Genomic DNA, 12,983 nt, shown 5'->3' on the forward strand with positions numbered 1-12,983 from the left:
GAACATATTGACAACATTTCATGAGATTCAGTAAAACTTTATACATCAGGTATACATGATAAATACCCGTGAAATGCATTAAATACTTACGCTTTACACCGCTAAAAAACCCTACGTTGTACGGGCAATCCGCCAGTACAAACAATGAAAACGTGTATTGGAGTAACGGAATTGCAAAAGATCACCTCACTGCCTGCCGATGATTCGATGCCGGGTTGGTTTCATACCAGTGCCGCTCGTACGCCACGCCCGGCGCATATTGGTCAGAAAAAAGTACGCTTCGCGATTGTGGGGGCGGGCTTAACAGGTCTGGCAGCTGCGCGACAATTAGCGCTCAATTTCCCCAATGATGAAGTGGTGCTGATTGAGGCGCAGGAAGTGGGATATGGATCGGCAGGACGTAACGCCGGTTTTGCCATCGATGTACCGCATGATATCGGCGCGAGGGATTATATTGGCGACGTCACCATTGCGAATAAAGTCCTCAAGCTGAATACATTAGGGCAAAACTATCTGCGTCAGATTGTGCAGGAACACGGCATCGAATGTCAGATGACCGAATCCGGTAAATATCAGGCATCAGTCGGTGAGCAGGGCACGGCGATTCTCGAAGCCTATCGTAGCGGATTGGCAAAGATCGGGCGCGAATCCGAAATGATCTCGGGTAAAGATCTGCCGGATCACATTGGCACTTCTTATTACAAGCAGGCGCTGTTTATTCCCGGCACCATCTTGTTGCAGCCTTCAGCATTGGTAAAAGGTCTGGCGGATAATCTGCCTGCTAATGTCACGCTGTACGAGTACACGCCCATAACGTCGATTGATTACGGTGACAAAGTGACGTTGGTGCATGATAAAGGCAGTATCACCGCTGATACCTTGATCCTGGCTAATAACGGTTTTGCGTTGCACTTTGGTTTCCTGCAGCGCCGTTTGCTACCGACTTTTCTTTACGGCAGCCTGTCACGTCAGTTGACTGAAGAAGAGCAGGCACGATTGGGTGGCAAAGCGGTGTGGGGGGTGATTCCGGCGCATCCGTTTGGCAGCACCATTCGTCGCACAGTGGATAATCGTATTCTGGTGCGCAACAGTTTTAGTTTCCATCCGGATGGACGACCACGCGAGAAATACCTCAAGCAGTATCTGGAAAACCATCGCAAATCGTTTGAACGCCGTTTCCCGATGCTGCCGCAGGTGGATTTTGAATACACCTGGAGCGGCGCGATTTGCCTGTCGGAAAACCACGAAGGCTTCTTTGGCAAGCTGGCACCGAATGTTTATGGTGCGCTGTGCTGTAACGGATTGGGCATAACGCGCGGCACGGCAACCGGCAAATTGATTGCGGATATGATCGCGGGAGAGAAAAACGAGTTGATCGATTTCCTCACCCAATCACCGGGACCCAACCTCACGCCAGCTGAGCCTTTCCTGTCGATTGGCGTGAACTCGGTGTTGAAGTGGGGCCAATACCGCGCAGGCATGGAAGTATAAGGTTTTCCTTTATCCCGCTTAAGTCGATCACCCTGTCGCCGTCAGCAATGGCGGTGCAGTGGCAGGGCGCACCGACGAGAGCAACTGCTGCGTATACGCATGCACCGGTCTCTGCCAAATCTGCTGATGGTCGCCTTGCTCCACAATCTCGCCTTGATACATCACCATCACTCGATCCGCGATATAACGCACCACCGCGAGATCGTGGGAGATAAACAGCAGCGACAGGTTGCGCTGCTGTTTGAGACTCACCAGCAGATTTAAAATTTGCGCCTGAACCGACACATCCAGCGCTGACACAGGTTCGTCGCAAATTAGCAAATCCGGGTTGAGCATCAGCGCGCGGGCAATGCCAATACGCTGACGCTGCCCACCAGAAAACTCATATGGATGGCGTTTCAGTACGTTTAATGGCAAGCCAACCTGCTCAAGCATTTCATGCACAGCACGCAGTTGCTCAGCGTGCGAGCCTCTCGCATGAACGCGTAAAGGTGTTCGTAGAATCTCTTCCACCGTATGGCGTGGATTGAGTGAGGAGAACGGGTCCTGAAAGATCATCTGGATGCGCGGCCGCCATGCCGCACGCTGACGGTTGTTAAGATGATCTAACCGCTCACCGGCGAAATGAATCTGGCCGCCATCCGGTTTTAACAATCCTAACAGCAGGCGCGAGAGCGTTGATTTACCACAGCCAGATTCGCCCACCAGCCCCAGTGTCTCTCCGGGTTGGATATGCAATGACACATCCCGCACTGAAGCGCTGCCCGCTGGCATGGAAGGATAACGAAACTGCAAGTCATCAATCGCCAGCAGCGGTGCTGCCTGCGCATCAATCGCCGGTAGCGCGTGGGCTTCAGGTGTCACAAGGCGCGGCGGGCCATCTGCTTGATGCACGATCTCTGTCAGGCGGCGCTGACGGTAATGAGGTGTTTCCCCTGCATGTAATGAAGCCGCCAGCAGTCCACGGCTGTAGGGATGTTGCGGTTGATGGAACAGCGCGGCCTTGCTGCTCTCTTCGACTTTTACGCCGCGATACAATACCGCCACGCGATCGGCATATTGCTCGACTAACCCCAGATCGTGAGTGATAAACAGTACGCTCATGCCAAGTTCATGGCGCAGGCGATCCAGCAGCTCCAGAATCTGACGCTGCACGGTGGCATCCAACGCGGTAGTGGGTTCATCGGCAATCAACAACTTCGGTTCGCAGGCAATTGCCATGGCAATCATGATGCGCTGGCGCTGACCGCCAGAGAAATGGTGTGGATAATCATCAACGCGTTGCTGTGCGTGAGCAATATTCACCTGCTCCAGTAAGGTAATGGCACGCTGACGCGCCTCATGCCGGTTCAAGCCAAGATGTAACTGTACGCTTTCGGCTAACTGTTGTCCGACGGTTAGCACCGGATTCAGCGAGGTCATCGGATCCTGAAAAATCATGGCGATGGACTTGCCACGTAGCCGTCGTAATGTGGCTTCCGGCTGTGCCAGTAGATTTAACCCCTGGTAGTGAATCTCACCTTCCAGCGTGGCGGCTGGCGGCGTTAACCGCAAAGCCGCCAGGGCACTGATCGATTTGCCACTCCCCGATTCGCCAACCAGCGCCAGCATCTCGCCAGGCCGCACACTGAGATTGAGATCCTGTACCGCATAACGTCCATCAAAATGGACAGAGAAGTGACGAAACTTCAGTATCGCGCTCATTGAGATGCTCCTTTACGACGCGGATTGAGCCAATCATTGAGCGCATCGCCCAGTAAATTCAGCGCCAGTATGGTCGCGGCCAGTGCACTGCCAGGCAGTACCGCCAGATACCAGGCGTTCTGCAATGACTGGCGACCATCGCCAATCATGCCGCCCCAACTGATGCGATTGGGATCGCTGAAGCCGAGAAAACCTAATGAGGACTCTGTCAAAATGGCGCTGGCCATCATCACGGATAGCGTGACGATCAAGGTAGGCAGCAGATTGGGCAGCACTTCACGTAACAGAATCCGCAGTGGGCTGTAACCCAGCGTTTGTGCCGCGAGCACAAATTCCTGATGACGCAGCAGACGACACTCAGCCCGCACCAGCCGCGCAATCATCGGCCAGCTCGCTACACCAATCGCGCCAGCAATGTAATTCACCGTGGGATGTCCAATCGCGACCAGTACCACCACCAGTAAAAAAGCCGGGAAGGTCTGAAACAGCTCGCTGATACGCGTGACGATGCGGTCGGTTTTGCCACCGAAATAGCCTGCGCTGGCCCCGGCGATCAGGCCAATCACCACGCTAACCATCACCGCGATAGTGCCGATTTGCAGAGAAACCCGCGCGCCATGAAAAATTCCGGCGGCCACATTGCGCCCGAGAGAATCAGTGCCCAGCGGAAATTGCGCATCATCACCCGGCCAGAGAAAGGGCTGAGCCACCATCTCCAGCGGGTCACCGGGATACAACCAATCGGCCAGTAATGCCATCAGCAACACGATGGCCAGCAGCAGACTGCCCAAGACCACTTCCAGCGATCGAAACCAACGGCGCCAGACGGCTAATGGCGTGAAAGAGAGTGTGAGGGCCTTCATGCGCGTCCCTCCATACGCGGGTCAATCAGGCTTTGCAGCACATCGACCAGCACATTCACAATCACCACCATAAAAGCGGACAGCAGTAGAATGCCCAGCACCACATTGAAATCACGTGCCACGATGGCTTCCATAGCCAGACTGCCTAATCCTGGCCAGCTAAATACGGTTTCAATCACGGCGGCACCGCCCAACAGATTGCCAAAATACAAGCCTGCAACAGTGGTTACTGGCGTAAGCGCGCAGCGCAGCATATGGCGCAGTACGATGCGCCACGGTGCCAGACCTTTGGCGTGCGCAGTGCGGATAAAATCCTGATCGGCGACGTCCAGCAACGCGGTGCGGGTCAGGCGGGCGTAAATCGCGATGAAATAACTGCTGAGCGCCAGCACTGGCAACAGCGCGTGTTGCAGTTTATCCAGCAACGCGCCACCGGCCGAGAGATTGGCCCCAATCGTTTGGTTGCCGCCACTGGGTAGCCAGTTAAGTTGCACCGAAAACAGCAGTAACACCAGCAATCCAATCCAGAATCCGGGCAAGGAATATAACAGCAGGTTCACCAGCGTCAGCAGACGGTCAGGCCATTTGTTGGCCCAGACGGCCATGACGACACCGAAACCAATCCCGATCACCAACGCAACGGCTTGTGCCAGCAGCATCAGCAATAACGTATCGGGTAAACGGCCAAGTATCAGCCCGGTGACATCGGTGCCAAAGCGCGGAGAGTAACCGAGGCTGAAGTGAGCAAGTTGCCACAGATAGTTCCAGAACTGCGTCAGAACAGGTTGATCGAGACCGTATTCGGCCCGCAACCACGCCATGGTTTCGGCGGAGGCACTGCCAGACTGGCTGGCCATCACATCCACCACATCGCCGGGTACCAGTTGCAGTAAAACGAATACCACCAGCACGATCCCTAACGCAGCGGGAACCGCCTGAATCAGTGCATCACGCAGTGCATAGAGTACGCGCCGGGTGGTGCGTGACAGCGGCCGTACGGGTTGGCGATCGGCTGCGTGGCTGCGCGACATTAAAGGGTCCATTGTGCCCCCCGATCCCAATGCGGAGGGCGCAAAGCCGCCTGAAAGCTGTTGACCAGCGTCAGTGTGTCATAAACCGGTAAGACAAAGCGCGCCTGCAATAGCGCACTGAAGGGCGCAAGGTTGGTGCATTCCAGTAGTAGTGCGCCGCTGTTGGGGAAGCGTTGTAAAGCGCTTGCCGCCGCACTAAGCACTTCATCGGCCAGCGTTGCCCAGTTGACGCTGCTGTCGCCTTCGCGGATGGAGCGCACAAACTCAGAATCTGCTGGCATACCGGCCACCTGTGCCTCTGCGGGAATGCCCACGCGGGTCAGATAATCCGCCTTTAGCGTGCTCTCATCGAAAGTCAGAATTAGCGGAGGGCGGTTAGCCGGCAGGATCTGGCGCAGGCTGACATACTGCAACAAACTGCTGGTGACGATGGGCACCGGTGACCAGGCCGCCAGTTCCTGTTGATACCAGGAAAGATAGCCGCAGCTGGTGGTGAGCCCATCAACACCCTGATCAATCAAGGACTGAGCGGCACGTTTAAATGGCTCCAGCAGCGCGTGCTCACCCAAATGCCCCATGCGCTGAGGAATGGCCTCGTCCACCACCTGATAGCGCACCGGAAATCGCCAGGTTTGCGGATTGCCAATATCGCCCTGATAGCGACGAAAAGCAGTTTTGACCATCAGAATGCCAATGGTGGCGGGTTGGTGTATGGATTGCGTCATGATTGTGATCCCTGGAAATACCGAAAGGCATAATAAAGATTGACGTTAACAAAGGGGGCTGACGGGAAGAATCAATTAAAAGCGCAAAAGTTTTGCGCTTTTCTGATAACGAAAAGCGGTAGCGTTAATCTGCCGGTTTAATTATTGTTACGAGCGCTACATTATTTGGCTGTCTTATCGATCCATACGCTGGACAAATTACCTTCCAGACCATCGGCAGTAGGCGAGTCATCATGGACTTGTTTACTTCTGATGGTGATAAATTGCGGAGAGGCCAGATTAATATCCGGCAGTTCCTGTTGCACGATGTCCTGGAATTGCTGAAATTCCGCAACGCGCTTCGCCGCATCATTCTCGGTTTGTGCCGCTTCCAGCAATTGATCAACCTGAGGATTCTGGTAATGAGAGATATTGGTAAATGGCACACCCGGACGGTAGTTCTTTGACCAATACAGGCGCTGCACGCCTACGGTGGGATCGTATAGGTTGGCATACTGATCGATGGAGAAGGAAAAATCGCGTTGAGTAAATACGCGTGTGGCGTAGGTCGACAGATCCTGCGAACGCAATGTCACCGCGATGCCCACGCGAGCGAGTGCGGACCGGACAAATTCAGCGTTGCGGCGGAAGGTGTCGTCGAAGGTGCTGTAATCCAGCGTGACGCGCAGGCGCACGCCGTCATCGCCTTTCTTATAGCCCGCCTCATCCAGCAAGGCGTTTGCTGCTGCCAAATCGTATTGATAAGGGGAAGGCTTATTGCTATGGAATGCTTTCAGGTTAGGCCCAACAGGCGTTTCTGTGGGGGTGGCATAGCCAAAATAAACCACATTCAATAGCGCCTTGCGGTTAATGCTGTGCGCAATCGCCTGACGCACGCGCAGGTCTTTAAACAGCTTGTCATCCAGGTTGAAGTGGATCGAGGCCACGCTGTTGGAGTAGTTATAGCCTTTGGTTTCAAATTCTAATTTGGGGTTTTCCTGCAATCGCTTCAGCTCGCTGAGCGCGACCGGCGTACGATAGCCAATATCAGCCTGACCGGTTTGCAACGCCAGTGAACGTACGGTGGGATCGGTCGAAAACTTCACTACCAGCTGGTCGATATAAGGTTTTGGCGCATCCCAATAGTTAGGGTTGCGTTTATAGAGAATGTAGCTGCCACGCTCCCATTTTTCGAAAATATACGGCCCGGTACCAATCGGTGCATTGTTGTTAGGATTTTTCAGCACATCACCGTTTTCATAGATGTGCTTAGGCAGAATCGGCGTTTCTCCGGCGGCAAACGCGGTGATCAAATAAGGTGCCGGATGGCTAAGCACCAGTATCGCAGTCAAATCGTCCGGGGTTTCGATGCTGGTGACGTTGGCAAAGGTGGATTTGGCGCGCGGATGGGTTTTCTTAAGTAGATCGAGAGAATAGGCCACATCGGCAGAGGTAAAGGGCTGACCATCATGCCATTTCACCCCTTTACGCAGATGGAAGGTATAGCGCTTGCCGTCTGGGCTGATTTCCCAGGAAGTAGCCAATTGTGGTAGCGGATGGAGATTATAGTCGTAGGTCAGTAAACCTTCATTGACCTTGGCGCTGGTGGCAATCACAGGTTGCGCAACTGTTGCCAGCGCGACCAGTGCTGACGGTTCACTGGGTAAAATTAGCGTCAGCGTCCCGCCTTTTTGTGGCGCTTCCGCTTGAGCTGAAATGATACTAAGCGTTCCCATTAGTGTAATAAATAAAATTCGACTTAAACGTCGCAATGCATTCATCTCGCGAACCCTTTTGTGAGAATAATAAATATGTTGCAGGCTCGGGGAAATTAGCAGGTAAGGGTGGGATTGACTATTAAGTAAAATGGGATTGGATTGCAGTCATTCAGATAATAACATCATGGCGTGATGATAAAGTCAGGTCGTTATTAATAACGACCTGATACCTCATCACATTACAGTGATTACCACTTCATCTCGCCAGTATTAACTTTCGCACTCAGCTCCAGTGAACTCTCATCCGGCAAATTCGGATAGGCTTTTTTCATCGCTTCAATCACTTCTGCTGACCCTTTGTGCTGCTGAAGTGCTTTTTCAAAGGTTTGCAGATAATCAAGGGTAAATGTCACCGCGCCATCGCCCGCCGGACGCGCGCCAATGTAGTGTCCTGGAATCACGACTTTCGGCTTAAGCTGCTGAATTTCTTTGAGCACGCTGCGCCACTGCTCACGGCTGGCTGGCGTTTGCGTATCTGCGGTCCAGACGTGGATGCCCGCTGCCACGGCGGTGCCACCCAGCACGGCCTTATTGGCTGGGATCCACAGATAAGCGGATTTATCCCCCGCATGGCGCAGTTCAATACGTTCACCATCCACGCTAAACGAAGTCTGATGGGTGGTCTGTGGTACATAAAGTTGGGTAGGCGCACCACCCGGCATTTTCGGGCCCCAATACGCTAACTTGGCGGCTTTAGTGGCTTCGATATGCTCAACCACTGTTGGTGCTGCGACAATTTTCACCTGAGGGAAAGCTTTGACGATGGGCTCCAGTCCAAAGTAGAAGTCAGGGTCACCTGAGGTAATCAGGATTTGTGTGAGTTTTTTACCGCTGGATTTGATCATCTCCACCAGTTTCTCGCCATCTTTCGGGCTGAACTGTGCATCGACCAGCAGCGCTTCATGTGGCCCGGTAATCAGCGTTGACGATACCGGAAACACCCCTTGTTCCTGTGGATTGTAAACTGCCAATTGCAATGGGGCAGCAAACGCCGGGCCGGCTGCCAGTGCGAGCACCAACGTCAGTGAGTTCATCTTCATCTCATTTTCCTTTCAGTGCCAACATGGCTGGTAAGCACATCATTGTAAGGATTTTGCTGTCTGCTAGAATTCCCGCAAATAGAGATGATCAGTTTCATAAAACGATCAGATGGAGAGCAGATGGACAGAGTCACAGCCGCTTCAGTATTTAATCGCATTTGCGAATTAGGCAGCCTGAGCGCCGCAGCGCGGGCGCTGGATATCTCCCGGCCGATGGTCAGCCGTTATCTGGATGAAATGGAGAAATGGGCAGGCGCACGTTTACTACACCGTTCATCACGTCGCCTGACCATCACCCCGGCCGGGGAAAAAGTGCTGGAAAAAACCCGCATGCTGGCACGGCTGGCCGATGAGATAACCGGACAGGGTGAACCGGGAGAACCGCAGGGCACATTGCGCGTCGCCTGTGCGCACTCCACCGCGACCCATATTCTGGGGCCGATGATCCCGGCATTTCTGGCGCGCTATCCATTGTTGCGAATTGAATTAGAAATCAACAATCAGCCGGTGAGCTTAGTGGGAGAGCGCATCGATGTAGCAGTCAGGATCACGGACAATCCGGAACCGGGCGCGATTGCCCGCCGTCTTGGCGAATGTGCTTCTGTGGTGTGCGCATCACCCGATTATTTGCGCAAGCATGGCAATCCTGAAACGCCGCAGGATTTAAGCCAGCATAATTGCCTGCACTATAGCCGCTTTGCCGGGCAGAGTTGGCAGTTCAACGATGCCAATGGCGATGCCCTGAGCACAGCCGTAAGCGGCAATTTCAGTGCCGGCATCTCATCGGTATTGTGCGATGCCGCCATCGCCGGATGTGGGCTGGCCATGGTGCCAGAAATGGAGGCGCGCGCCGGGATAGCTAACGGTCAGTTGCAATGTGTACTGCCGGACTTTACGCCGAAAACCCTCGGCATTTATGGATTGTATATGTCGCGCGAACGCCAACCCGCCGCGCTGCGACTGTTTCTTGATGCGGTGCAGCAACAGCTGGCTTCATAAAATATGGGGTTTGATCTCAAGCAGGGCGTTGTACAGGTTTTAACTCCAGATTAGGTGATAGTATCTCCCGGTAAACATCACCTGGTGTTAATAAGGGAGTATTAACTGATGCGCCGGTATTTTATCCGCAGTTTTCTCATCATCGGTCTATTGGGGAGCAGTTGCCTGAGTCTCGCCGAACAGACAGCCGGCGCTTCGCAACTCGCGGGATTGATACGTGAGCCGCTCTCATTAACCATAACCTTCCCCAACGGGCAACACGCGGTGCTGGATGCGTATGTTACACGACCCGACATACCCGGTGTATTTCCCATCGCGCTGATCACCCACGGCACCGATGGCAGCGAGCAAAGCGATCGCCAGCATCTCACGCCGAACCGTTTCTCAGCTGCCGCCATCACCTTTGCCCGACATGGTTATGCCGCTGTGGTGGTGATGCGACAGGGCTATGGTCAATCCACCGGCCACAACGATTATCAAGGCAACAGCTGCGCCCAGCCGCAACATGCTCTAGCAGGGAAAATGGCACGAGACGATATCCTTGCTGCACTGACGGCGATACGGGTACAGCCCTGGGCGGCAAAACATCAAGCGGTGCTGGTCGCCCAATCATCTGGCGGATTCAGCGTGCTCGCCGCCAGTGCCCTGAATCCACCGGGTGTACAGGCTATCATCAGCTTTTCAGGTGGACGCGGAGCCATGGGTGAGGGCCAGGTTTGTGATAAAACCTCACTGCTGGCGACGCTGAAATCTTATGGTCAAACCGCACGAATCCCAACACTCTGGCTTTACACTGCCAATGATCAGTCGTTTTCACCCCAGCTTGGCGAGGAGATGTTCAAGGCTTACCATCACGCAGAGGCTAAGGGTAAGCTGATCACTCTGCCGGCTTACGGTAACGATGGGCATGATTTACTGATTTCAGCACCGGAAGGATTCTGGTGGCGCAGCGTCTCGTCGTTTCTTAGCCAGCAACATTTGCCGAGCCATGGTGTCGTGTCCCTTGCTGAGGCCGAGCTTGCTGCACCGGCAGGATTAACGTCATCAGGTCTACAGGCTTTCAAACACTGTCTGTCAGATCTCGGCTATGAGAAAGCGTTCGCGACCAACGGCGAAGGTGTGTGGGGCCGCGCGTACTGGGCTCGCACCCAGCAGGATGCGAACCATGAAGCTCTGGCAAATTGCGAGCAGTATCGTGAGAAGGAAGAGGCGGCGTGCACCATTTACGCCGCTGGAGATCAACGCTCAGCGGCGAAATGACGCGCTAGGCGATGGGCGTGACTTGCATAAAGTGCATGATCGCCACCAGTGTAACGATTGACAGCACCGTGGAGATGAGGATCGCGCCAGAAGTGATTTGCGCATCACGCCGATAATACTCAGCCAGCATAAAGGGCCCGGTGCCGGTGGGCAGTGCCGCCAGCAGAATCGCCATGTTGGTGAGATCCTGCGGCAGGTGAAACAGCCAGACGGCTAAAATCCAGGTCAGCAGTGGCTGCATCACCAACTTGGCCACCACGACCAGGCCCACCGTGGTGAAACTCATTTTCGCCGCGGTGGGCAATTCGCTGGCTTTGGCTTTTTGTCGGCTGGCTAGAAACACCCCTAAACACACCAGCGCGCAAGGGCTGGCCGCACCGCCGAGCAGTTTCATGAAGGTTTCAACGCTGCCGGGCATGGTCAAACCCGCGCTGGAGCAAGCTGCCCCCAACAGCGGTGAGATAATCAGCGGGTTCTTTAAAATGGCGCGCAGTACTTTAATCGCCAGTCGATGAAATTCACGTTCACTCTGCAAACCAATCTCGATCATCGCGATGGCAATCGCGAACAGGATACACGCCACCACAATAGTCGCCGTGGTGGTGGGGATCAGGCTGCTTTTACCAAAAATCAGTAACAACAGCGGAAAACCCAGATAACCGGTGTTGGGATAGGCGGCGGCAACGCCATCGACGCTGGCATCGGCAGTGGATTTGCCTTTGAATTTTTGGCAGGCAAAGACGATAACAAATGAGGCGGCGCAGGAGAGGGCAAACGCCCAGAAGAATCCCGGTTGATAAATGGTGTGCCACGGCGTGTGTGCCATGATGTCAAACAGCAGCGCAGGCAGCGCAAGCCATACCACAAATTTATTCAGTTCCGTCGCCGAGGTTGGCCCTAATACACCTAGCATGCGGCAAGCATATCCCGCCACAATTAAGCCGAAAACCGGCAAAAGAATCAGAAACGTCGCTATCATTGTGTCCTCCCAGTAAGCTGAAGGACTCTAGTGCCTTTAGTGATGCAGATCCAATAGCAAATTTGGCCGGGATTGATACGGAAAATGAATCATGCTTGATATGAAGCCGCTGCGGTACTTTATCGCGCTGGCAGAAGTGAAAAATTTCCACCGTGCCGCGTAGCGTCTGCATCTGTCACAGCCGTCCTTAAGTCGTCACATCGCTGCACTGGAAAAAGCGGTGGGTACACAGCTGGTGGAACGCAATACGCGCCAGCTAATGCTGACGCCCGCCGGTGAGAGCTTCTACCAGGATGCACGTAAGATCCTCGAATCACTCCAGCAGGCGCAACAACTGGCGCGTGACACCGCCGCGGGCAAATCGGGTTTATTGCGCGTGGGTTTCACTATGTACTCTGCACATAGCGTGATCCCGGAGTATGTGCGATTGATTCGCCATCACTTCCCCAACATTGCTCTGGAGTTGGAAGAGGCGGTCACTGAAGACCTGCCGGATAAAGTGCTGGCAGGTGAAGTCGATTTAGCGGTACTGATGGAAGGAACTGCACGCGTGGGCATGCAGACATTGACCGTGTTAACCGAGCCTTTATGTGTGGCCATGTCGCGCACACATCCTAAAGCGAGAAGTCGGAAATTGCAGATCGAAGATCTGCGCGACGATCCTTTTGTGATGACCTCCGCCAGCGCCGGGAGCCGGTTAACCGCGGTAATTATGGATTATTGCCGGGCTCATGGTTTTGAACCTATGGTCAGTCTGCAGGTTCGTCTGCAACACACCATGCTCAGCCTGGTGAATGATGCCAGCTATGTGGCGCTGGTGCCTTCTTCGGTTCAACAACTCAAAATGGACGGCATTGTCTTCAAACCGCTGGCGGATGCGCCGCAGGTTAATCTTGCCGTTGCCTGGAGCAGCGATAACCGCAATCCCTGCCTTAACAGTTTTATAAAACTGCTGATTCAACGACACGCAGCAGTGTGAAACCTACGCCAGCCGCATAATCATCTGCGGAGCGATAACTACAATGAATTAAATCAATCAGTTAAGATGGGTTGGCCCCACGAGTCAGTGGCGGTTTCAGCCTGAAATCGCCACAAATTCAGCATTGTGTTGTTCAAAAAATAAGCCAATATTTA

At 53.9% G+C, this 12,983-nt stretch carries 11 protein-coding genes; 4 read left to right on the top strand and 7 right to left on the bottom strand.

The window, feature by feature from the left end; all coding sequences use genetic code 11:
• Positions 1–171 precede the first annotated feature (171 nt).
• Positions 172–1,491 carry an NAD(P)/FAD-dependent oxidoreductase gene (locus AC1MDE_RS00575; protein ID WP_479400173.1) on the top strand — a complete coding sequence of 440 codons (1,320 nt, stop codon included), beginning with the start codon at positions 172–174 and terminating at the stop codon, positions 1,489–1,491.
• Positions 1,492–1,518: 27 nt separating this feature from the next.
• Here the strand turns inward: AC1MDE_RS00575 and AC1MDE_RS00580 are convergent, their stop codons facing one another.
• From AC1MDE_RS00580 to AC1MDE_RS00605, 6 genes are all read right to left on the bottom strand, one after another.
• Complete coding sequence (locus AC1MDE_RS00580) at positions 1,519–3,195, bottom strand: ABC transporter ATP-binding protein (RefSeq protein ID WP_479403169.1); 1,677 nt, start codon at positions 3,193–3,195, stop codon at positions 1,519–1,521.
• Positions 3,192–4,058 carry an ABC transporter permease gene (locus AC1MDE_RS00585; RefSeq protein WP_479400171.1) on the bottom strand — a complete coding sequence of 289 codons (867 nt, stop codon included), beginning with the start codon at positions 4,056–4,058 and terminating at the stop codon, positions 3,192–3,194. Before AC1MDE_RS00585 ends, AC1MDE_RS00580 begins: the two co-directional genes overlap by 4 nt.
• Positions 4,055–5,089 carry an ABC transporter permease gene (locus AC1MDE_RS00590; RefSeq protein WP_479415133.1) on the bottom strand — a complete coding sequence of 345 codons (1,035 nt, stop codon included), beginning with the start codon at positions 5,087–5,089 and terminating at the stop codon, positions 4,055–4,057. Before AC1MDE_RS00590 ends, AC1MDE_RS00585 begins: the two co-directional genes overlap by 4 nt.
• Positions 5,089–5,814 (bottom strand): aspartate/glutamate racemase family protein, encoded by a 726-nt coding sequence (locus tag AC1MDE_RS00595; protein WP_479415134.1) that lies wholly within the window; start codon positions 5,812–5,814, stop codon positions 5,089–5,091. The genes AC1MDE_RS00590 and AC1MDE_RS00595 overlap by 1 nt, the downstream gene beginning before the upstream one ends.
• A 161-nt stretch (positions 5,815–5,975) precedes the next feature.
• Positions 5,976–7,574: an ABC transporter substrate-binding protein gene (locus tag AC1MDE_RS00600; RefSeq protein ID WP_479403166.1), complete on the bottom strand. Its 1,599-nt coding sequence runs from the start codon at positions 7,572–7,574 to the stop codon at positions 5,976–5,978.
• A 185-nt stretch (positions 7,575–7,759) separates the two neighbouring features.
• Complete coding sequence (locus AC1MDE_RS00605) at positions 7,760–8,611, bottom strand: Vmh family MBL fold metallo-hydrolase (protein ID WP_479415135.1); 852 nt, start codon at positions 8,609–8,611, stop codon at positions 7,760–7,762.
• A 120-nt stretch (positions 8,612–8,731) separates the two neighbouring features.
• Here AC1MDE_RS00605 and AC1MDE_RS00610 point away from each other — a divergent pair, with 120 nt between their 5' ends.
• Together AC1MDE_RS00610 and AC1MDE_RS00615 are read left to right on the top strand one after the other, a co-directional pair.
• On the top strand, positions 8,732–9,610 hold the full coding sequence (locus AC1MDE_RS00610; RefSeq protein ID WP_160867539.1) for a LysR family transcriptional regulator: 879 nt from the start codon (positions 8,732–8,734) through the stop codon (positions 9,608–9,610).
• Between the two features lie 108 nt (positions 9,611–9,718).
• Positions 9,719–10,870, top strand: coding sequence for a dienelactone hydrolase family protein (locus tag AC1MDE_RS00615; protein ID WP_480344107.1), 1,152 nt, complete (start codon positions 9,719–9,721; stop codon positions 10,868–10,870).
• Positions 10,871–10,874: 4 nt separating this feature from the next.
• On the opposite strand, the gene AC1MDE_RS00620 is transcribed toward AC1MDE_RS00615, so the two are convergent.
• Positions 10,875–11,849, bottom strand: coding sequence for an AEC family transporter (locus tag AC1MDE_RS00620; protein ID WP_479415137.1), 975 nt, complete (start codon positions 11,847–11,849; stop codon positions 10,875–10,877).
• A 172-nt stretch (positions 11,850–12,021) separates the two neighbouring features.
• On the opposite strand from AC1MDE_RS00620, the gene AC1MDE_RS00625 reads away from it, so the two are divergent.
• Complete coding sequence (locus tag AC1MDE_RS00625) at positions 12,022–12,828, top strand: LysR substrate-binding domain-containing protein (protein WP_479415208.1); 807 nt, start codon at positions 12,022–12,024, stop codon at positions 12,826–12,828.
• Positions 12,829–12,983: the final 155 nt, after the last annotated feature.

This window comes from Pantoea folii (assembly GCF_056678875.1).